Annotated in this window: 16 protein-coding genes; all 16 read right to left on the bottom strand. The window is 57.0% G+C overall.

All coding sequences use genetic code 11. The features are described from left to right. Window positions 1–274 precede the first annotated feature (274 nt). Complete coding sequence (gene nuoK / locus ACG2K1_RS01620; RefSeq protein WP_395429306.1) at window positions 275–580, bottom strand: NADH-quinone oxidoreductase subunit NuoK; 306 nt, start codon at window positions 578–580, stop codon at window positions 275–277. Beyond that, on the bottom strand, window positions 577–1242 hold the full coding sequence (locus ACG2K1_RS01615; RefSeq protein WP_395429305.1) for an NADH-quinone oxidoreductase subunit J: 666 nt from the start codon (window positions 1240–1242) through the stop codon (window positions 577–579). Before ACG2K1_RS01615 ends, nuoK begins: the two co-directional genes overlap by 4 nt. Window positions 1243–1315: 73 nt before the next feature. Next, window positions 1316–1675: an EthD domain-containing protein gene (locus ACG2K1_RS01610; protein WP_009427120.1), complete on the bottom strand. Its 360-nt coding sequence runs from the start codon at window positions 1673–1675 to the stop codon at window positions 1316–1318. 86 nt (window positions 1676–1761) lie between these two features. Continuing rightward, window positions 1762–2319, bottom strand: a complete 558-nt coding sequence (locus ACG2K1_RS01605; protein WP_009427119.1) for an NAD(P)H-dependent oxidoreductase — start codon at window positions 2317–2319, stop codon at window positions 1762–1764. Window positions 2320–2554: 235 nt separating this feature from the next. Further along, a complete protein-coding gene (gene nuoI / locus ACG2K1_RS01600) occupies window positions 2555–3034 on the bottom strand; it encodes an NADH-quinone oxidoreductase subunit NuoI (protein WP_009427116.1) in 480 nt (159 codons plus the stop codon). A 98-nt stretch (window positions 3035–3132) separates the two neighbouring features. Further along, window positions 3133–3528, bottom strand: a complete 396-nt coding sequence (locus tag ACG2K1_RS01595; RefSeq protein WP_036496584.1) for a GNAT family N-acetyltransferase — start codon at window positions 3526–3528, stop codon at window positions 3133–3135. A gap of 57 nt (window positions 3529–3585) precedes the next feature. Further along, window positions 3586–4656 carry an NADH-quinone oxidoreductase subunit NuoH gene (nuoH, locus tag ACG2K1_RS01590; RefSeq protein ID WP_238747571.1) on the bottom strand — a complete coding sequence of 357 codons (1071 nt, stop codon included), beginning with the start codon at window positions 4654–4656 and terminating at the stop codon, window positions 3586–3588. Window positions 4657–4659: 3 nt separating this feature from the next. Further along, window positions 4660–6918, bottom strand: a complete 2259-nt coding sequence (gene nuoG, locus ACG2K1_RS01585) for an NADH-quinone oxidoreductase subunit NuoG (protein WP_395429304.1) — start codon at window positions 6916–6918, stop codon at window positions 4660–4662. 448 nt (window positions 6919–7366) lie between these two features. After that, window positions 7367–8662, bottom strand: coding sequence for an NADH-quinone oxidoreductase subunit NuoF (gene nuoF / locus ACG2K1_RS01580; protein ID WP_009427111.1), 1296 nt, complete (start codon window positions 8660–8662; stop codon window positions 7367–7369). Window positions 8663–9035: 373 nt separating this feature from the next. After that, window positions 9036–9221, bottom strand: a complete 186-nt coding sequence (locus ACG2K1_RS01575; RefSeq protein WP_036496582.1) for a hypothetical protein — start codon at window positions 9219–9221, stop codon at window positions 9036–9038. Between the two features lie 124 nt (window positions 9222–9345). Next, the gene (locus tag ACG2K1_RS01570; RefSeq protein WP_009427108.1) at window positions 9346–9879 is read right to left on the bottom strand and encodes a DUF1643 domain-containing protein; all 534 of its coding nucleotides are present in this window, start codon (window positions 9877–9879) and stop codon (window positions 9346–9348) included. A gap of 49 nt (window positions 9880–9928) precedes the next feature. After that, window positions 9929–10402, bottom strand: a complete 474-nt coding sequence (gene nuoE / locus ACG2K1_RS01565) for an NADH-quinone oxidoreductase subunit NuoE (RefSeq protein ID WP_009427107.1) — start codon at window positions 10400–10402, stop codon at window positions 9929–9931. After that, complete coding sequence (nuoD, locus tag ACG2K1_RS01560) at window positions 10402–11658, bottom strand: NADH dehydrogenase (quinone) subunit D (RefSeq protein WP_009427106.1); 1257 nt, start codon at window positions 11656–11658, stop codon at window positions 10402–10404. Before nuoD ends, nuoE begins: the two co-directional genes overlap by 1 nt. After that, the gene (locus ACG2K1_RS01555) at window positions 11648–12238 is read right to left on the bottom strand and encodes an NADH-quinone oxidoreductase subunit C (RefSeq protein ID WP_395429303.1); all 591 of its coding nucleotides are present in this window, start codon (window positions 12236–12238) and stop codon (window positions 11648–11650) included. Before ACG2K1_RS01555 ends, nuoD begins: the two co-directional genes overlap by 11 nt. 9 nt (window positions 12239–12247) lie before the next feature. Further along, window positions 12248–12727, bottom strand: coding sequence for an NADH-quinone oxidoreductase subunit B family protein (locus ACG2K1_RS01550; RefSeq protein ID WP_009427104.1), 480 nt, complete (start codon window positions 12725–12727; stop codon window positions 12248–12250). After that, a complete protein-coding gene (locus ACG2K1_RS01545) occupies window positions 12718–13074 on the bottom strand; it encodes an NADH-quinone oxidoreductase subunit A (RefSeq protein WP_009427103.1) in 357 nt (118 codons plus the stop codon). Before ACG2K1_RS01545 ends, ACG2K1_RS01550 begins: the two co-directional genes overlap by 10 nt. Window positions 13075–13329: the final 255 nt, after the last annotated feature.

Below are 13329 nucleotides of genomic sequence, written 5' to 3'. Positions count from 1 at the left end.
TCTTTCGGAAAAAACGCGGCTTGCTTGGGTTTCAAACGGCCTTTGGATTTCAGGCTGCTTTGCAGGCCGTCTGAAACGGCGGTTTCTTTCATTTTCGTCATTCCCGCGCAGGCGGGAATCTTTTTTCGGCTTTGACTGTCGGCGGTTTCAGCCAAGAGTCTTGTAGGTTGGGTCGAGACCCAACAACGACGTTTGCGTTTTCAGCATTTTGTTGGGTTTGCAACCCAACCTACGTCTGCTTTTCAGACAGCCTGCAAAGCAGTCTGAAACCGCCCTACCCTTTCAAACTGTCCAAATCGCTGATGTTGATGCTCCGGCGGTTGCGGAACACCAATACCATAATCGCCAAACCAATCGCGGATTCGGCGGCGGCTACGGTCAAGACGAAAAAGACGAAAATCTGGCCGGCGGTGTCGCCCAGGTATTGCGAAAAGGCGATGAAGTTGAAGTTTACGGCCAGGAGCATCAGCTCGATGGACATCAGCAAAACGAGTACGTTTTTGCGGTTCATAAAGATGCCCATGGCGCTGATGCCGAACAGCAGGGCGGCGAGTACCAGATAGTGTGTCAGCGTAATCATGCTTTGTTCTCCGAATCGGCGGCATCGTCGGTTTCTTCGGCTGCGGCGGCGGACGGGGTCTGCACCACGGCGGCCATTTTCACCATGCGCAGGCGACCTTGTTTGGCATCGACTTTGACCTGGTCGGCGGGGTCGATGCGTTTGGGGTTGGTGGATTTGCGGTGTACCAGGGCGATGGCGGCGACCATGCCCAACACCAGCAGCACGGCGGCAAGCTCAAAGGGCAGCAGATAGGTAGTGTAAATCTGGCTGCCGAGATCGCGCACGTTGCTGTAATCGGCGGGGATGTCGTTCATCGGGCCGAAGGCGGCAAGATTGGTTTTGGGCGACACCAGTATCAGAATCAGGGCGACGGCCATCAGCACGCCGACGGTGAGCGCGGCGGGGGCGTTGCGCCAGAAGCCTTTGCGCATTTCTTCGATGTCGATGTTGAGCATCATCACCACAAACAGGAACAACACCATCACCGCGCCGACATACACCACCACCAGCGTGATGCCGAGAAACTCGGCCTGCATCAGCATCCACATCATGGCGCTCATGCAGAAGGTGAGCACCAGATACAGCGCGGCGTGCACGGGGTTCTTGGCGGTTACGGTTTTGAGCGCGCCAAACAGGATGATGGCGGCGAGGGTGTAGAACATAATCAGTTGGAAGCTCATAAAGGTCTTTCCGGTGGGGGTTTTTCAATGCTTTTCAGACGGCCTTTTTTTGGGGTCTGGGCTGCCTTTGACTTCAAATCACGCGCTCTTCTTCGCCAAACCACATGACGGAATGCTGCAAATCCACGAACTCGGCTTCATCCTCGCGCAGTGCGGCCAGTGCCGCCTGCCCTGCTTCGGTTTCGCGGGCGCGTTGGAAATCGTCGCGGCTGTCGTACCACAGCTCGCCCATCGCATCAAACGCAAACGGCAGCGTGCCGCGCTGGGTGGCAGGTTGCGCACCGGCCTGAAACGGCAGCGTTTTGGCGTAATGGCGGATATTCAGTACGTCCTTCAAACCCAGCACTTTTTCAGAATGCTGCTGCCAGCGGGCGATAAATGCCTCGGTGTCGAGTTCGGTTTTCTTCTTTACCAGCATAATGATTTTAAACATTTTATTTTTTCTTTCAGGCTTTCCCAAGCTGCATGGCTGCGGGTTTCAGACGGCCTGTTTGGTTTTTCAGGTAGCCTCTTACGGTTTCAGGCTGCCTGCGCCAGCGCATCCAGCCACGCCACATAATCCGCCGCGCTTTGCTCTATCGCCTGCAAAGCGGCTTCGGTGTAGCCCGCGTTGCTGTCGATGGTGTGGAAGGCAAACATCGGGCGGTAGTCGGCGTTGCAGTAGCGCAGGGACAATTCAAACGGGCGCAGTGCTTCGGCAACGGTGCAGCCGACTGCGCCTTCGCGCGTGTAGTCGGCAGCGGGCGTGCCCAGCGACACGGCAATCGCGGTTTTCTTGCCTGCCAGGGCTTTGCCTTGCGAACCGTATGCCCAGCCGTAGGTCAGCACGTCGTCCAGCCATTGTTTCAGCAGCGGCGGGCAGTTGAACCAATACACGGGAAACTGCAATACCAAAGCCTGATGCGCGTCCGCCAGCCGCTGTTCGGCGGCGATGTCGATTTTGCCGTCGGGGTAGGTGGCGTAAAGCTCGTGCACGGTAAAGCGTTCGGGGTATCGGCGCAATTGGGCAAGCCAGCGTTTGTTGACGGCGGACTGCGCAATACTCGGATGCGCGACGATGACGAGGGTTTTGCTCATGGTGCTGCTCCTGTTTGGATTTCAGGCTGCCTTTTGCGTTTCAGGCTGCTTTTGCTTTGCCGCGTGCGTGGCGGAGCCACACACCCTACGTTGCTTGTGTTTTCAGTTTGTAGGTCGAGCATTGATGCCCGACATGTTTCAAATTGGCCGGCGTTTGTCGGGCATAAATGCCCGACCTATTCACTAATGACGGCAGTTTAAGGTTTTCAGGTAGCCTTTTGCCTTTCAGGCTGCCTCAACGGTAGGGCGCATCCGCCGCTTTGCGTTTGGCGATTTCTTCTTCGTATTTGTCGCCGATGGCCAGCAGCATGGGTTTGGTGAAGTGCAGATCGCCTTTCTTCTCGCCGTGGTACTCGAAAATATGGGTTTCGACGATGGCGTCGGTGGGGCAGGCTTCTTCGCAGAAGCCGCAGAAGATGCACTTGGTCAGGTCGATGTCGTAGCGGGTGGTGCGGCGGGTGCCGTCTTCGCGCTCTTCGGATTCGATGTTGATCGCCATTGCGGGGCAGACGGCTTCGCACAGTTTGCAGGCGATGCAGCGCTCTTCGCCGTTGGGGTAGCGGCGTTGGGCGTGCAGGCCGCGGAAACGCACGGACTGCGGGGTTTTTTCTTCGGGGAAGTAGATGGTTTCCTTGCGGGCGAAGAAGTTTTTCAGGGTCAGCCCCATGCCTTTGACCAGCTCGCCGAGCAGGAAGGTTTTGACTAGGTTTGCCATTGGGTTCGTATCCTCCGTTTTAGGGGATTTTGGTGTTTGGTTTTGGTTTTAAACTTTGCTGAAACTTGCGTTGTGCGTTTTCAGGCTGCCTTGCCGTGTCAGGCGGTACGTTTGACGATAAAGGCGTTTTCGGCTTTTTCAAAGCCGATTTTCGGGTAGTAGTCCATCGCGGCAGGGGCGGAAAGCAGAATCAGGGCGACTTTTTCGCCGATTTGCGCCTGTGTGCGGCGGACGAGTTCGCGGCCGATGCCCTGATGCTGGCAGGCGGTATCGACGGCAAGATCGGACAGATAGCAAGCGTAGGCGAAGTCGGTAAGAGAGCGGGCAACGCCGACAAGGTTCGCACCGTCCCATGCCGTCCACAGGATGTCGGCCTGATCGAGCATGGTTTGCAGGCGCGGCAGGTCGGTAGTGGGACGGCGGATGCCGGAACGCTCGAGTACGCCCGCAAACTGTTCGGCGGTAATGGTTTTGCTATTGCTGTATTCGATCATTTGCTTGTCCTTTTTTTTCAGGCTGCCTTTTCAGGCTGCTTTTGCTTTTCAGACGGCCTATTTCCACAAGCTCAGCGGCGAGACCATCCACAGCGCCAGCACGACGATAAACACGAAGCTGATCGGGATCAGCACCTTCCAGCCCAGGCGCATGATTTGGTCGTAGCGGTAGCGCGGGAAGGTGGCGCGTATCCACAGATAGCCGTATAGCACCATCGCCATTTTGACAAACATCCAGAAGGCCGACGGCGTGCCGACAGCGCCCCAGCTTTGCGGGAAGGGCGAGAGCCAGCCGCCGAGAAACATCAGCGATGTCAGCGCGGCAATCAGGATCATGAAAATGTATTCGGCCAAAAAGAACAGGGCAAAGGCGAAACCGGAGTATTCGACGTGGAAACCGGCGACGATTTCGCTCTCGCCCTCGGCCACGTCAAAGGGCGCGCGGTTGGTTTCGGCAACGGCGGAAATCAGATAAATGATAAACACCGGAAACAGCGGCAGCCAGTTCCACGAGAATACCGAACCGCCGGCGATGCCCTGCGCTTGGGCGGCAACGATTTCGGAAAAATTCAGGCTGCCTGAAACCATCACCACGCACAGCAAGGCCGCGCCCATGGCGATTTCGTAGGAAATGGTTTGCGCGGAAGAGCGCATGGCGCCGAGAAATGAGTATTTGGAATTGGACGCCCAGCCGGCGATGATCACGCCGTACACCGACAGCGAGGTAATCATCAGGATGTAGAGCAGGCCGACGTTGATGTTGGTGAGCAACCATTTTTCGGAAAAGGGAATCACCGCCCAAGCGGCAAACGACGGCGCCAGCGACATAATCGGGCCGATATAGAACAGCGCCTTGTTCGAGAGCTTGGGGCGGGTTACTTCTTTAAACAGCAGTTTGAACACGTCGGCAAAGGGCTGGATCAAGCCCCACGGGCCGGTTACGTTGGGGCCGACGCGCAGCTGCATAAAGCCGATAACTTTGCGCTCGAAGTAAGTCAGGTAGGCAACGGTGAGAATCAGCGGAATCAGGATGATGACGATTTTGACGACGATCGCCACAATCAGGCCGATGTCGCTGCCGATGGGGCCGAGCCAGCCTGAAAACAGGGTTTGGAACCATTCTTGCATTGCTTAAGCCCTTTCCAGTTCGATGGCGTTCATCATGCCGCCCAATTCGGCGTTGGCGCTGTGCAGCGGCAGGTGGACGATGTTTTCCGGCAGCGTTTTGTCGGCGGCAACGCTGACGGTAACGCTGTGCTCGCCGTGTTTGGCGCGCACGCTGTCGCCGTCGAGCAGGCCGAGCGCGGCCAGCGTCAGCGGGTGGACGCGGGCGGCGGGCACTTGGGCGTGGCCGGTTTGCTGCAGCGATTCGGCGCGGCGTACGATGGCGTCGGTGTGGTAGATGCCGGTGCCGCCGACGCGGGTCAGCCCGCTGCCGGCCGGCGCGGCTGCGCCCTGCCAGCTGCTGCGGTTGTCGAGTTTGCCGGCCAGCGCGTCTTTGTCGATTGCTTCTTGCAGCACTTCTTCGCTGCTGTCGAACTCAAAGCCGTCCACTTCAAAAATATTGCCCAGCACGCGCAGGATTTTCCACAGCGGGCGGCTGTCACCGTAGCCTTTGGATACGCCGTGGAAGGACTGCAAGCGGCCTTCCATATTGATCAGGCTGCCGGAAGTTTCGGTAAAGGGCGCAATCGGCAGCAGCAGGTCGCACACGTCTAGCAGAGTGTCGCTGACATAGGGGGTGAAGGCCATCACGGTTTGCGCTTCGCGCAGCGCGGCCACGGCACGGCCGCCGTTGGCCACGTCGATTTCGGGTTCGACGTTCAACAGCAGCACGGCTTTTTTCGGCTGGGCAATCATTTCGGCAATGGTCTGTCCGTTATTGACTGCCAGCACATCAGCGCCGACGCTGTTGGCCGCCTGCGGCAGAATGCCGAGCTTGGCGCCGGTAGCATCGGCCAGCTCCTGCGCGGCGGCATAGATGGCGGCGTAATCGGGATGGTTCTGCGCTTCGGCGCCCAGCACAATGGCGGCCTGCTCGGCGGTTTTCAGGCTGCCGCCGATACCGTTTTCCAAGTCCTGCGCCAGGGTTTTCAGGCAGCCTGCCCATTGGTTCGGATGCAGGATTTGCTGCGCGGCAAGCGGCATATGCAGCGCTTCTTTGCTGCTGGCGAGCACGCTGATCTGGCTGCCGTTGTTGGTGGCGCGGCGCAGGCGGGCGGTCAGGAGCGGCTGCTCTTTGCGCAGGTTGGCGCCGAGCACCAGAATGGCGCCGGCATTGCCCAAGTCTTCAATGCTCTGGCCGAGCCATTGCGCGCCTTTCAGGCTGCCTGCCAAACGGGCATCCTGCGCCTGCAGGCGGGTGTCGAAATGTTTGATGCCGAGACCCTGCGCCAGTTTTTTCGCCAGATACAGCTCTTCGACGGTATTCATCGGGTTGGCCCAGATGCCGATTTGATCCTGCTGTCCGTCTTTACCGACGCAGTCCAGCGAAGTGCGCACATATTCGAGCGCGGTTTTCCAATCAACATCGATCCATTCACCGCCCTGCTTGATTTTCGGGTTTTTCAGGCGGCTGTCGTGGTACAGGCCTTCGTAGGCGAAGCGGTCGCGGTCGGACAGCCAGCATTCGTTGATGGCTTCGTTTTCCAGCGGCAGTACGCGGCGCACGGTGTGTTCTTTCACCTGCACAATCAGGTTGCTGCCCAAAGAGTCGTGGGCGGAAACGGATTTTCGTCGGCTCAATTCCCAAGTGCGGGCGTTGAAGCGGAAGGGCTTGCTGGTCAGCGCGCCGACGGGGCACAGGTCGATAACGTTGCCCGACAATTCGGTTTCCACCACTTTACCGACAAAGGGCATGATTTCGGAAAACTCGCCGCGGTAGGCCATGGCGATTTCCTGTTCGCCGGCGATTTCTTCGGTGAAGCGCACGCAGCGGGTGCAGTGGATGCAGCGGCTCATTTCGGCGGCGGAAATCAAGGGTCCCATATCTTTGCCGACAACGGCGCGTTTGGCTTCGGTGTAGCGGCTGGTGGTTTTGCCGTAGCCCATCGCCAAGTCCTGCAACTGGCACTCGCCGCCCTTGTCGCATACCGGACAATCGAGCGGGTGGTTGATCAGCAGAAACTCCATCACCCCTTCCTGCGCCTGACGCGCTTTTTCGGAATGGGTGCGCACCACCATGCCGTCGGTTACCGGCGTGGCGCAGGCGGGCAGCGGCTTGGGCGCTTTTTCCACTTCCACCAGGCACATGCGGCAGTTGGCAGCAATGGAAAGTTTCTTGTGGTAGCAGAAGTGCGGGATGTAGGTGCCGAGCTTTTGCGCGGCTTCGATTACCGTCGCGCCCTGCTCTACCGACACTTGTTTGCCGTCGATTTCGATTTGTAACATGGTGGTTTCCTAGTTACGGGGTTTTCTTTAAATGGGTAATGGTTTGGGGCAGCCTGAAAACGCGGTTTGCGGCGTTCAGACGGCCTTGGGGTGTTTTTTCACTTCGCTGAAACTTGCGTTGCCGGTTTTCAGGCTGCCTTACAGCCGCTTGGAGCGGCTTATCGGATACGAGTATCCGAACTACGGGTTTCGGGTGGCTTTTTTACGTTTCAGGCTGCCTTGGCGGCCGTCTGAAAACAGTGTTGCTTCTGTCTCCCTCCCCTGCCCTGCGGGGGAGGGGCGGGGTGGGAGTGGCGTTTCTGCGGAAACGCTTTTTTTGTTTGCGGGCGTGGCGGAAATTGCTGTTGCCCTACTACCCCCACCCTAGCCCTCCCCCGCAAGCTGGAGAGGGGATTCGGTTGCTGTCGGTTGTTCGGTTTCAGACGGCCTTTTTACTTTCAGGCTGCCTTTAACACCACTTATGCTCTTTCATCGGCCGGCCGTGTTCGATGTAGTGGACGAACTCGTCGCGGAAGTGTTTGGTGAAGCTGCGCACGGGGAAGACGGCGGCGTCGGCCAGGGCGCAGATGGTGCGTCCGGCCATATTGTTGCCGACGGAATCGAGCAGATCCAAGTCTTCCATGCGCCCCTGGCCGTTGGCGATGCGGTGGACGATGCGGTACAGCCAGCCGGTGCCTTCGCGGCAGGGGGTGCATTGGCCGCAGGATTCTTCGTGGTAGAAATAGCTCAGGCGCTCGAGCGCTTTGACCATGCACACGTCTTCGTCCATCACGATAATCGCGCCCGAACCGAGCATCGAGCCGGCTTTGGCGATGGAATCGTAGTCCATGTTCAATTCCATCATGATGTCGGCGGGCAGCACCGGTGCGGACGAACCGCCGGGGATAACGGCTTTGAGTTTTTTGCCGTTTTTCATGCCGCCAGCCATTTCCAGGATTTTGGCAAACGGCGTACCCAGCGGCACTTCGTAGTTGCCCGGGCGCTCGATATGGCCGGAAATGGAAAACAGCTTGGTGCCGCCGGCGTTTTCGATGCCTTTGTCGGCAAAGGTCTGGCCGCCGTCGCGGATGATAAAGGGGACGGAAGAAAAGGTTTCGGTGTTGTTGATGGTGGTGGGCTTGCCGTATAGGCCGAAGGATGCGGGGAACGGCGGCTTGAAGCGCGGTTGGCCTTTTTTGCCTTCCAGCGATTCGAGCAAGGCGGTTTCTTCGCCGCAGATATAGGCGCCGTAGCCGTGGGCGGCATAGAGTTCAAAGGAGAACTCGCTGCCGAGAATGTTCTGGCCGAGATAGCCGGCCGCGCGCGCCTGCGCCAGCGCGGCTTCAAAGCGCTGGTAGCCTTCGAAGATTTCGCCGTGGATGTAGTTGTAGCCGGCGGGCGCGCCCATGGCGTAGCCGGCGATAATCATGCCTTCGATCAGGGCGTGGGGATTGAAGAAGATGATGTCGCGGTCTTTGAAGGTGCCGGGCTCGCCTTCGTCGGTATTGCAGACGACGTATTTGGTGCCGGGGAAGGAGCGGGGCATAAAGCTCCATTTGAGACCGGTGGGAAAGCCTGCGCCGCCGCGGCCGCGCAGGCCGGAGGCTTTGACTTCGGCGATGACGTCGTCTTGGCTGGTGTTTTCGGACAGGATTTTGCGCAGGGCTTGGTAGCCGCCGCGTTGGAGGTAGGAATCGAGTGTCCAGCAGTCGGGATCGCGGGTGTCCACGTTGTCGAAAATCACGCCTGTTTGGTAAATAGCCATGGTGCTTGCTCGGGGTTGTTTGGTTTGTTCGGTTCGGGCGGCCTTTCAGACGGCCTGTTTGGTTTTCAGGCTGCTTTTAAGGCCGTCTGAAACAGATGTTTCTTCTGCTCCCTCCCCTGCCTTGCGGGGGAGGGTCGGGGTGGGGGTGGTGTTTCTGCGGAAACGCTTTTTTGTTTGCGGGTGTGGCGGCGGTTTCTGTTGCACCGCTGCCCCCACCCTAGCCCTCCACCGCGGGGCGGGAGAGGGAATGGATTGCTGTAGGTTTTACGGTTTCAGGCTGCCTGATGCCGCCTTGCGGGCGGCTGTCGGATTCGAGAATCCGGCCTATGGTTTTCAGACGGCCTTTTCAGGCTGCCTTACGCTACCGTTTTTGCTACTGTTCGTAGGCGGTTGCGCCAGGCTGCATTATGCCTCCGCCAGGGTGGTAGCCTTGTCTGACGCATTCTGGGTTGCCCAAGCCGTAGCAGGTGTGGGGCGATGTGCCGTTGAAATATTCTTCGACAGACGCGCAGCCGCTCATCAACAATGCTGCGGCGCTTACAAATAAAAGCGGTTTCATGGCGCGCTCCCGGGGGGGGTTGCTATGTTTCGCCTATCGGATTGCGGTGAGATTTGGTGCGCGGTGCGCACCCTACGGGTTTTCAGGCTGCTTTACGTTTTTGTTGAGTCGAAACCCAACTTTGCTAACGAGACAAAAACGCATTCATATCCATAGTTTCAAACTTTAATTCATAGGACTGCCGTGATGGATGCCTTGGTTGTCCTGATTTCAATAACTCTCCTATTCTTAACCAATTTATTGGATATCCATTCAAAGAGTTATACATTTTCTTCAAACAAGTATCAAAATAATTGCGCAAATAAAATGAGCCACCCCATGCCAACAACACATCACATTGTTTTTGTTGCTCAATAATCTGAGAAACAATTTTAGAAATAATTTCAATATTCTTCTGTATTGCTACTTCATCAGCTACAGTAGGCAAATCATGCGGATCAGTAGCTCTTTTAGGATACAAATTAAACATTACGAAACTGGTATAACCATTGCGCTCAACAAATCCCATTACTCTTTTGATCGTGGGATCAGGGTTTTTATCATCTGCTGTACTTGGATTTATACCGAATACGCAAAGTGTTTTAGCTGATATTGAGCCAAGCACAAATCGATACTGATTGAGTTCATCAGCTTCATAAACATCTATTTTGTAGTCCATTTTTATCTAAAATAGCTGGAAATATTGTCTCAGATTACCTCAAACCGCTCTATTCCAACTCCGCCAGCTTCGCATCAATCGCCATAGCATCCATAAAGCTGCACATTTTGTGGTTGTTGAGCAGCATCACCGGGGCATCGCCGCAGGCGCCCATGCATTCGCCTTCGACCAGGGTGAATTTGCCGTCGGCGGTGGTTTCGCCGTAGCCGATGCCGAGTTTTTTCTTCAGGTATTCGCCGGCATCGACGCCGCCGCGCAGGGCGCAGGGCAGGTTGGTGCAGACGGTGAGTTTGTATTTGCCCACCGGTTTGATGTCGTACATATTGTAGAAAGTAGCGACTTCGTAGGCCTGCGCGGGGCTGATGCCGACGTATTCGGCGACAAACTCGATGGTTTCGGGGGCGAGCCAGCCTTTTTCGGTTTGGGCGATGCGTAGCGCGCCCATAATGGCGGATCGGCGGCGGTCGGCGGGGTATTTGGCCAGCTCGGTGTCGATTTGTTTCAGGGATTCTGCGGATAACATTATCTGTCCACCTCTCCGAATACGATGTCCTGGGTGCCGATGATGGCGACGACGTCGGCCAGCATGTGGCCTTTGGCCATTTCGTCCATGCCTTGCAGGTGGGCGAAGCCGGGGGCGCGGATTTTCAGGCGGTAGGGTTTGTTGGCGCCGTCGGAAATCAGGTAGATGCCGAATTCGCCTTTGGGATGTTCGACGGCGGTATAGGTTTCGCCCTCGGGTACGTGCATGCCTTCAGTGAAGAGTTTGAAGTGGTGGATCAAATCTTCCATACCGAGCTTCATTTCGGTGCGTTTGGGCGGGGCGACTTTGTGGTCGTCGGTAATCACCGGGCCGGGATTGACGCGCAGCCAGTCGGCGCATTGTTTGATGATGCGGGTGGACTGGCGCATTTCGTTGATGCGGCACAGGTAGCGGTCGTAGCAGTCGCCGTTGACGCCGACGGGGATGTCGAAGTCCATTTGGTCATAGACTTCGTAGGGTTGGGTTTTGCGTACGTCCCATTCGACGCCGGAGCCGCGCAGCATCACGCCGGTGAAGCCTTTTTGCATGGCGCGCTCGGGCGAAACGACGCCGATGCCGACGGTACGCTGCTTCCAGATGCGGTTGTCGGTAAGCAGGGTTTCCAAATCGTCGATGCGCGACGGGAAACGCTCGCAGAAGGCGTCGATGAAGTCGAGCATGCTGCCTTCGCGCCAGGCGTTGAGTTCTTTCAATACTTTGGCGCTGCGGTACTTGCTCGGCTCGTATTTGGGCATAAAGTCGGGCAAATCGCGGTACACGCCGCCGGGACGGAAATAGGCGGCGTGCATGCGCGCGCCGGAGACGGCTTCGTACAAGTCCATCAGGTCTTCGCGGTCGCGGAAGGCGTAGAGAATCGCGGTCATGGCGCCGATGTCGAGCGCGTGCGAACCGACACCCATCAGGTGGTTCAGGATGCGCGTTACCTCGGCAAACATGGTGCGGATGTATTTGGCACGGATGGGGATGTCGATGCCAAGCAGTTTTTCCACCGCCAGGCAGTAGGCCTGCTCGTTGACCATCATGGAAACGTAGTCCAAGCGGTCCATATAGGGCAGGGTTTGCAGGAAGGTGCGGGTTTCGGCCAGCTTTTCGGTGCCGCGGTGCAGCAGGCCGATATGGGGGTCGGCGCGGACGATGGTTTCGCCGTCCAATTCCAAAATCATGCGCAATACGCCGTGGGCGGCGGGGTGCTGCGGGCCGAAGTTGATGGTGTAGTTTCTGAGTTTAGTGGCCACCGTAGTTCTCCTCGCGGACAACGCGCGGGGTAATCTCGCGCGGCTCGATGGTAACCGGCTGGTAGATCACGCGTTTTTCTTTTTCGTCGTAACGCATCTCCACATAGCCGGAAATGGGGAAATCCTTGCGGAAAGGATGTCCGACAAAGCCGTAGTCGGTCAGGATGCGGCGCAGGTCGGGGTGGTCGTTGAAAATAATGCCGTAGAGATCGAAGGCTTCGCGCTCGTACCAGTCGGCACTGTTGTAAATCGGGGTAACGGTTTGGACAACCGGAAAATCGTCGTTGTCCGCCCACACGCGCACGCGGATGCGCTGGTTGTTTTTCACCGACAACAGCTGGCTGACTACGGCAAAGCGCTTGCCCTGCCATGCTTCGTTTTTATAAGTGCTGTAATCGACGCCGCACAAATCCACCAGCAGCTCGAAATGCAGCTCTTCGTGGTCGCGCAGGGTAGTCATAATGTCGATGTAGTGCTCGGGGCGGCATTCGACGGTTACTTCGCCGAAAGCCAGCAGCACGGTGCCGGCCTTGTCGCCCAACAGCCGCTGCACGGCGGCGTGCAAATCGTTTACATGCATGGCGTGCTCCTAGTTGCGGGCGATGGTGTAGGTGCGCTTGATTTTGCCCTGAAGCTGAATCAGGCCGTAAAGCAGCGCTTCGGCGGTGGGCGGGCAGCCGGGAACGTACACGTCCACCGGCACGATGCGGTCGCAACCGCGCACCACGGAATAGGAATAATGGTAGTAGCCGCCGCCGTTGGCGCAGGAACCCATAGACAGCACCCAGCGCGGCTCGGCCATCTGGTCGTACACGCGGCGCAGCGCCGGCGCCATTTTGTTGCACAGCGTGCCGGCAACAATCATCAGGTCGGACTGGCGCGGCGAAGGCCTAAAGATAATGCCGAAGCGGTCAAGGTCGTAGCGCGCCATACCGGCGTGCATCATCTCCACCGCGCAGCAGGCCAAACCGAAAGTCACCGGCCACAGCGAGCCGGTGCGCATGTAGTTGAGCACGGTATCCGCGCTGGTGGTGATGAAACCTTTATTCAAAACGCCTTCTATTCCCATTCCAGCGCACCTTTTTTCCATTCGTAAACAAAGCCTATGCCCAAAACGGCGATAAACACCAGCATCGGCCAGAATCCGACCATGCCCAAGTCTTTAAACACCACCGCCCACGGGATCATAAAAGCCACTTCCAAATCAAATAGAATGAAGAGTATCGCCACCAGGTAGTAGCGCACGTCGAACTTCATCCTTGCGTTTTCAAAAGCCTCGAAGCCGCACTCAAACGGCGCGTCTTTCTCGGCGTAATGGCGCTTGGGCCCCAACAGCGTGCCCAAAGCCAGAAACAGGATGCCGGCGGCCAGGCCGATCAGCATAAAAACCAAAACGGGCAGGTAATTTGCCAACATAGCGTCACACTCGAATCATTAACAGATAACGTAATCAAACGGCTGCCATTTTAGCCAAATCAGACGGCAATTTAAAGAGCGCGATTTCAAAATCGCACAAAAAAATCCAATAATTTCAATAACTAAATGATAATAGTTACTATTAAATTATGTTAAGAAGATTTTGTCTCTCCTCTCCAACCAACTGCCGCACAGCCACATTTTTTTCCGTTTTATCAGAACACTTCACAGCTTTGCCCGACACAAACAAAAGGC

Origin of the sequence: Neisseria sp. 23W00296, assembly GCF_044772855.1 — a bacterium.
Classification (GTDB): Bacteria; Pseudomonadota; Gammaproteobacteria; order Burkholderiales; family Neisseriaceae; genus Neisseria.
This window is presented reverse-complemented; position numbering and strand designations above follow the sequence as displayed.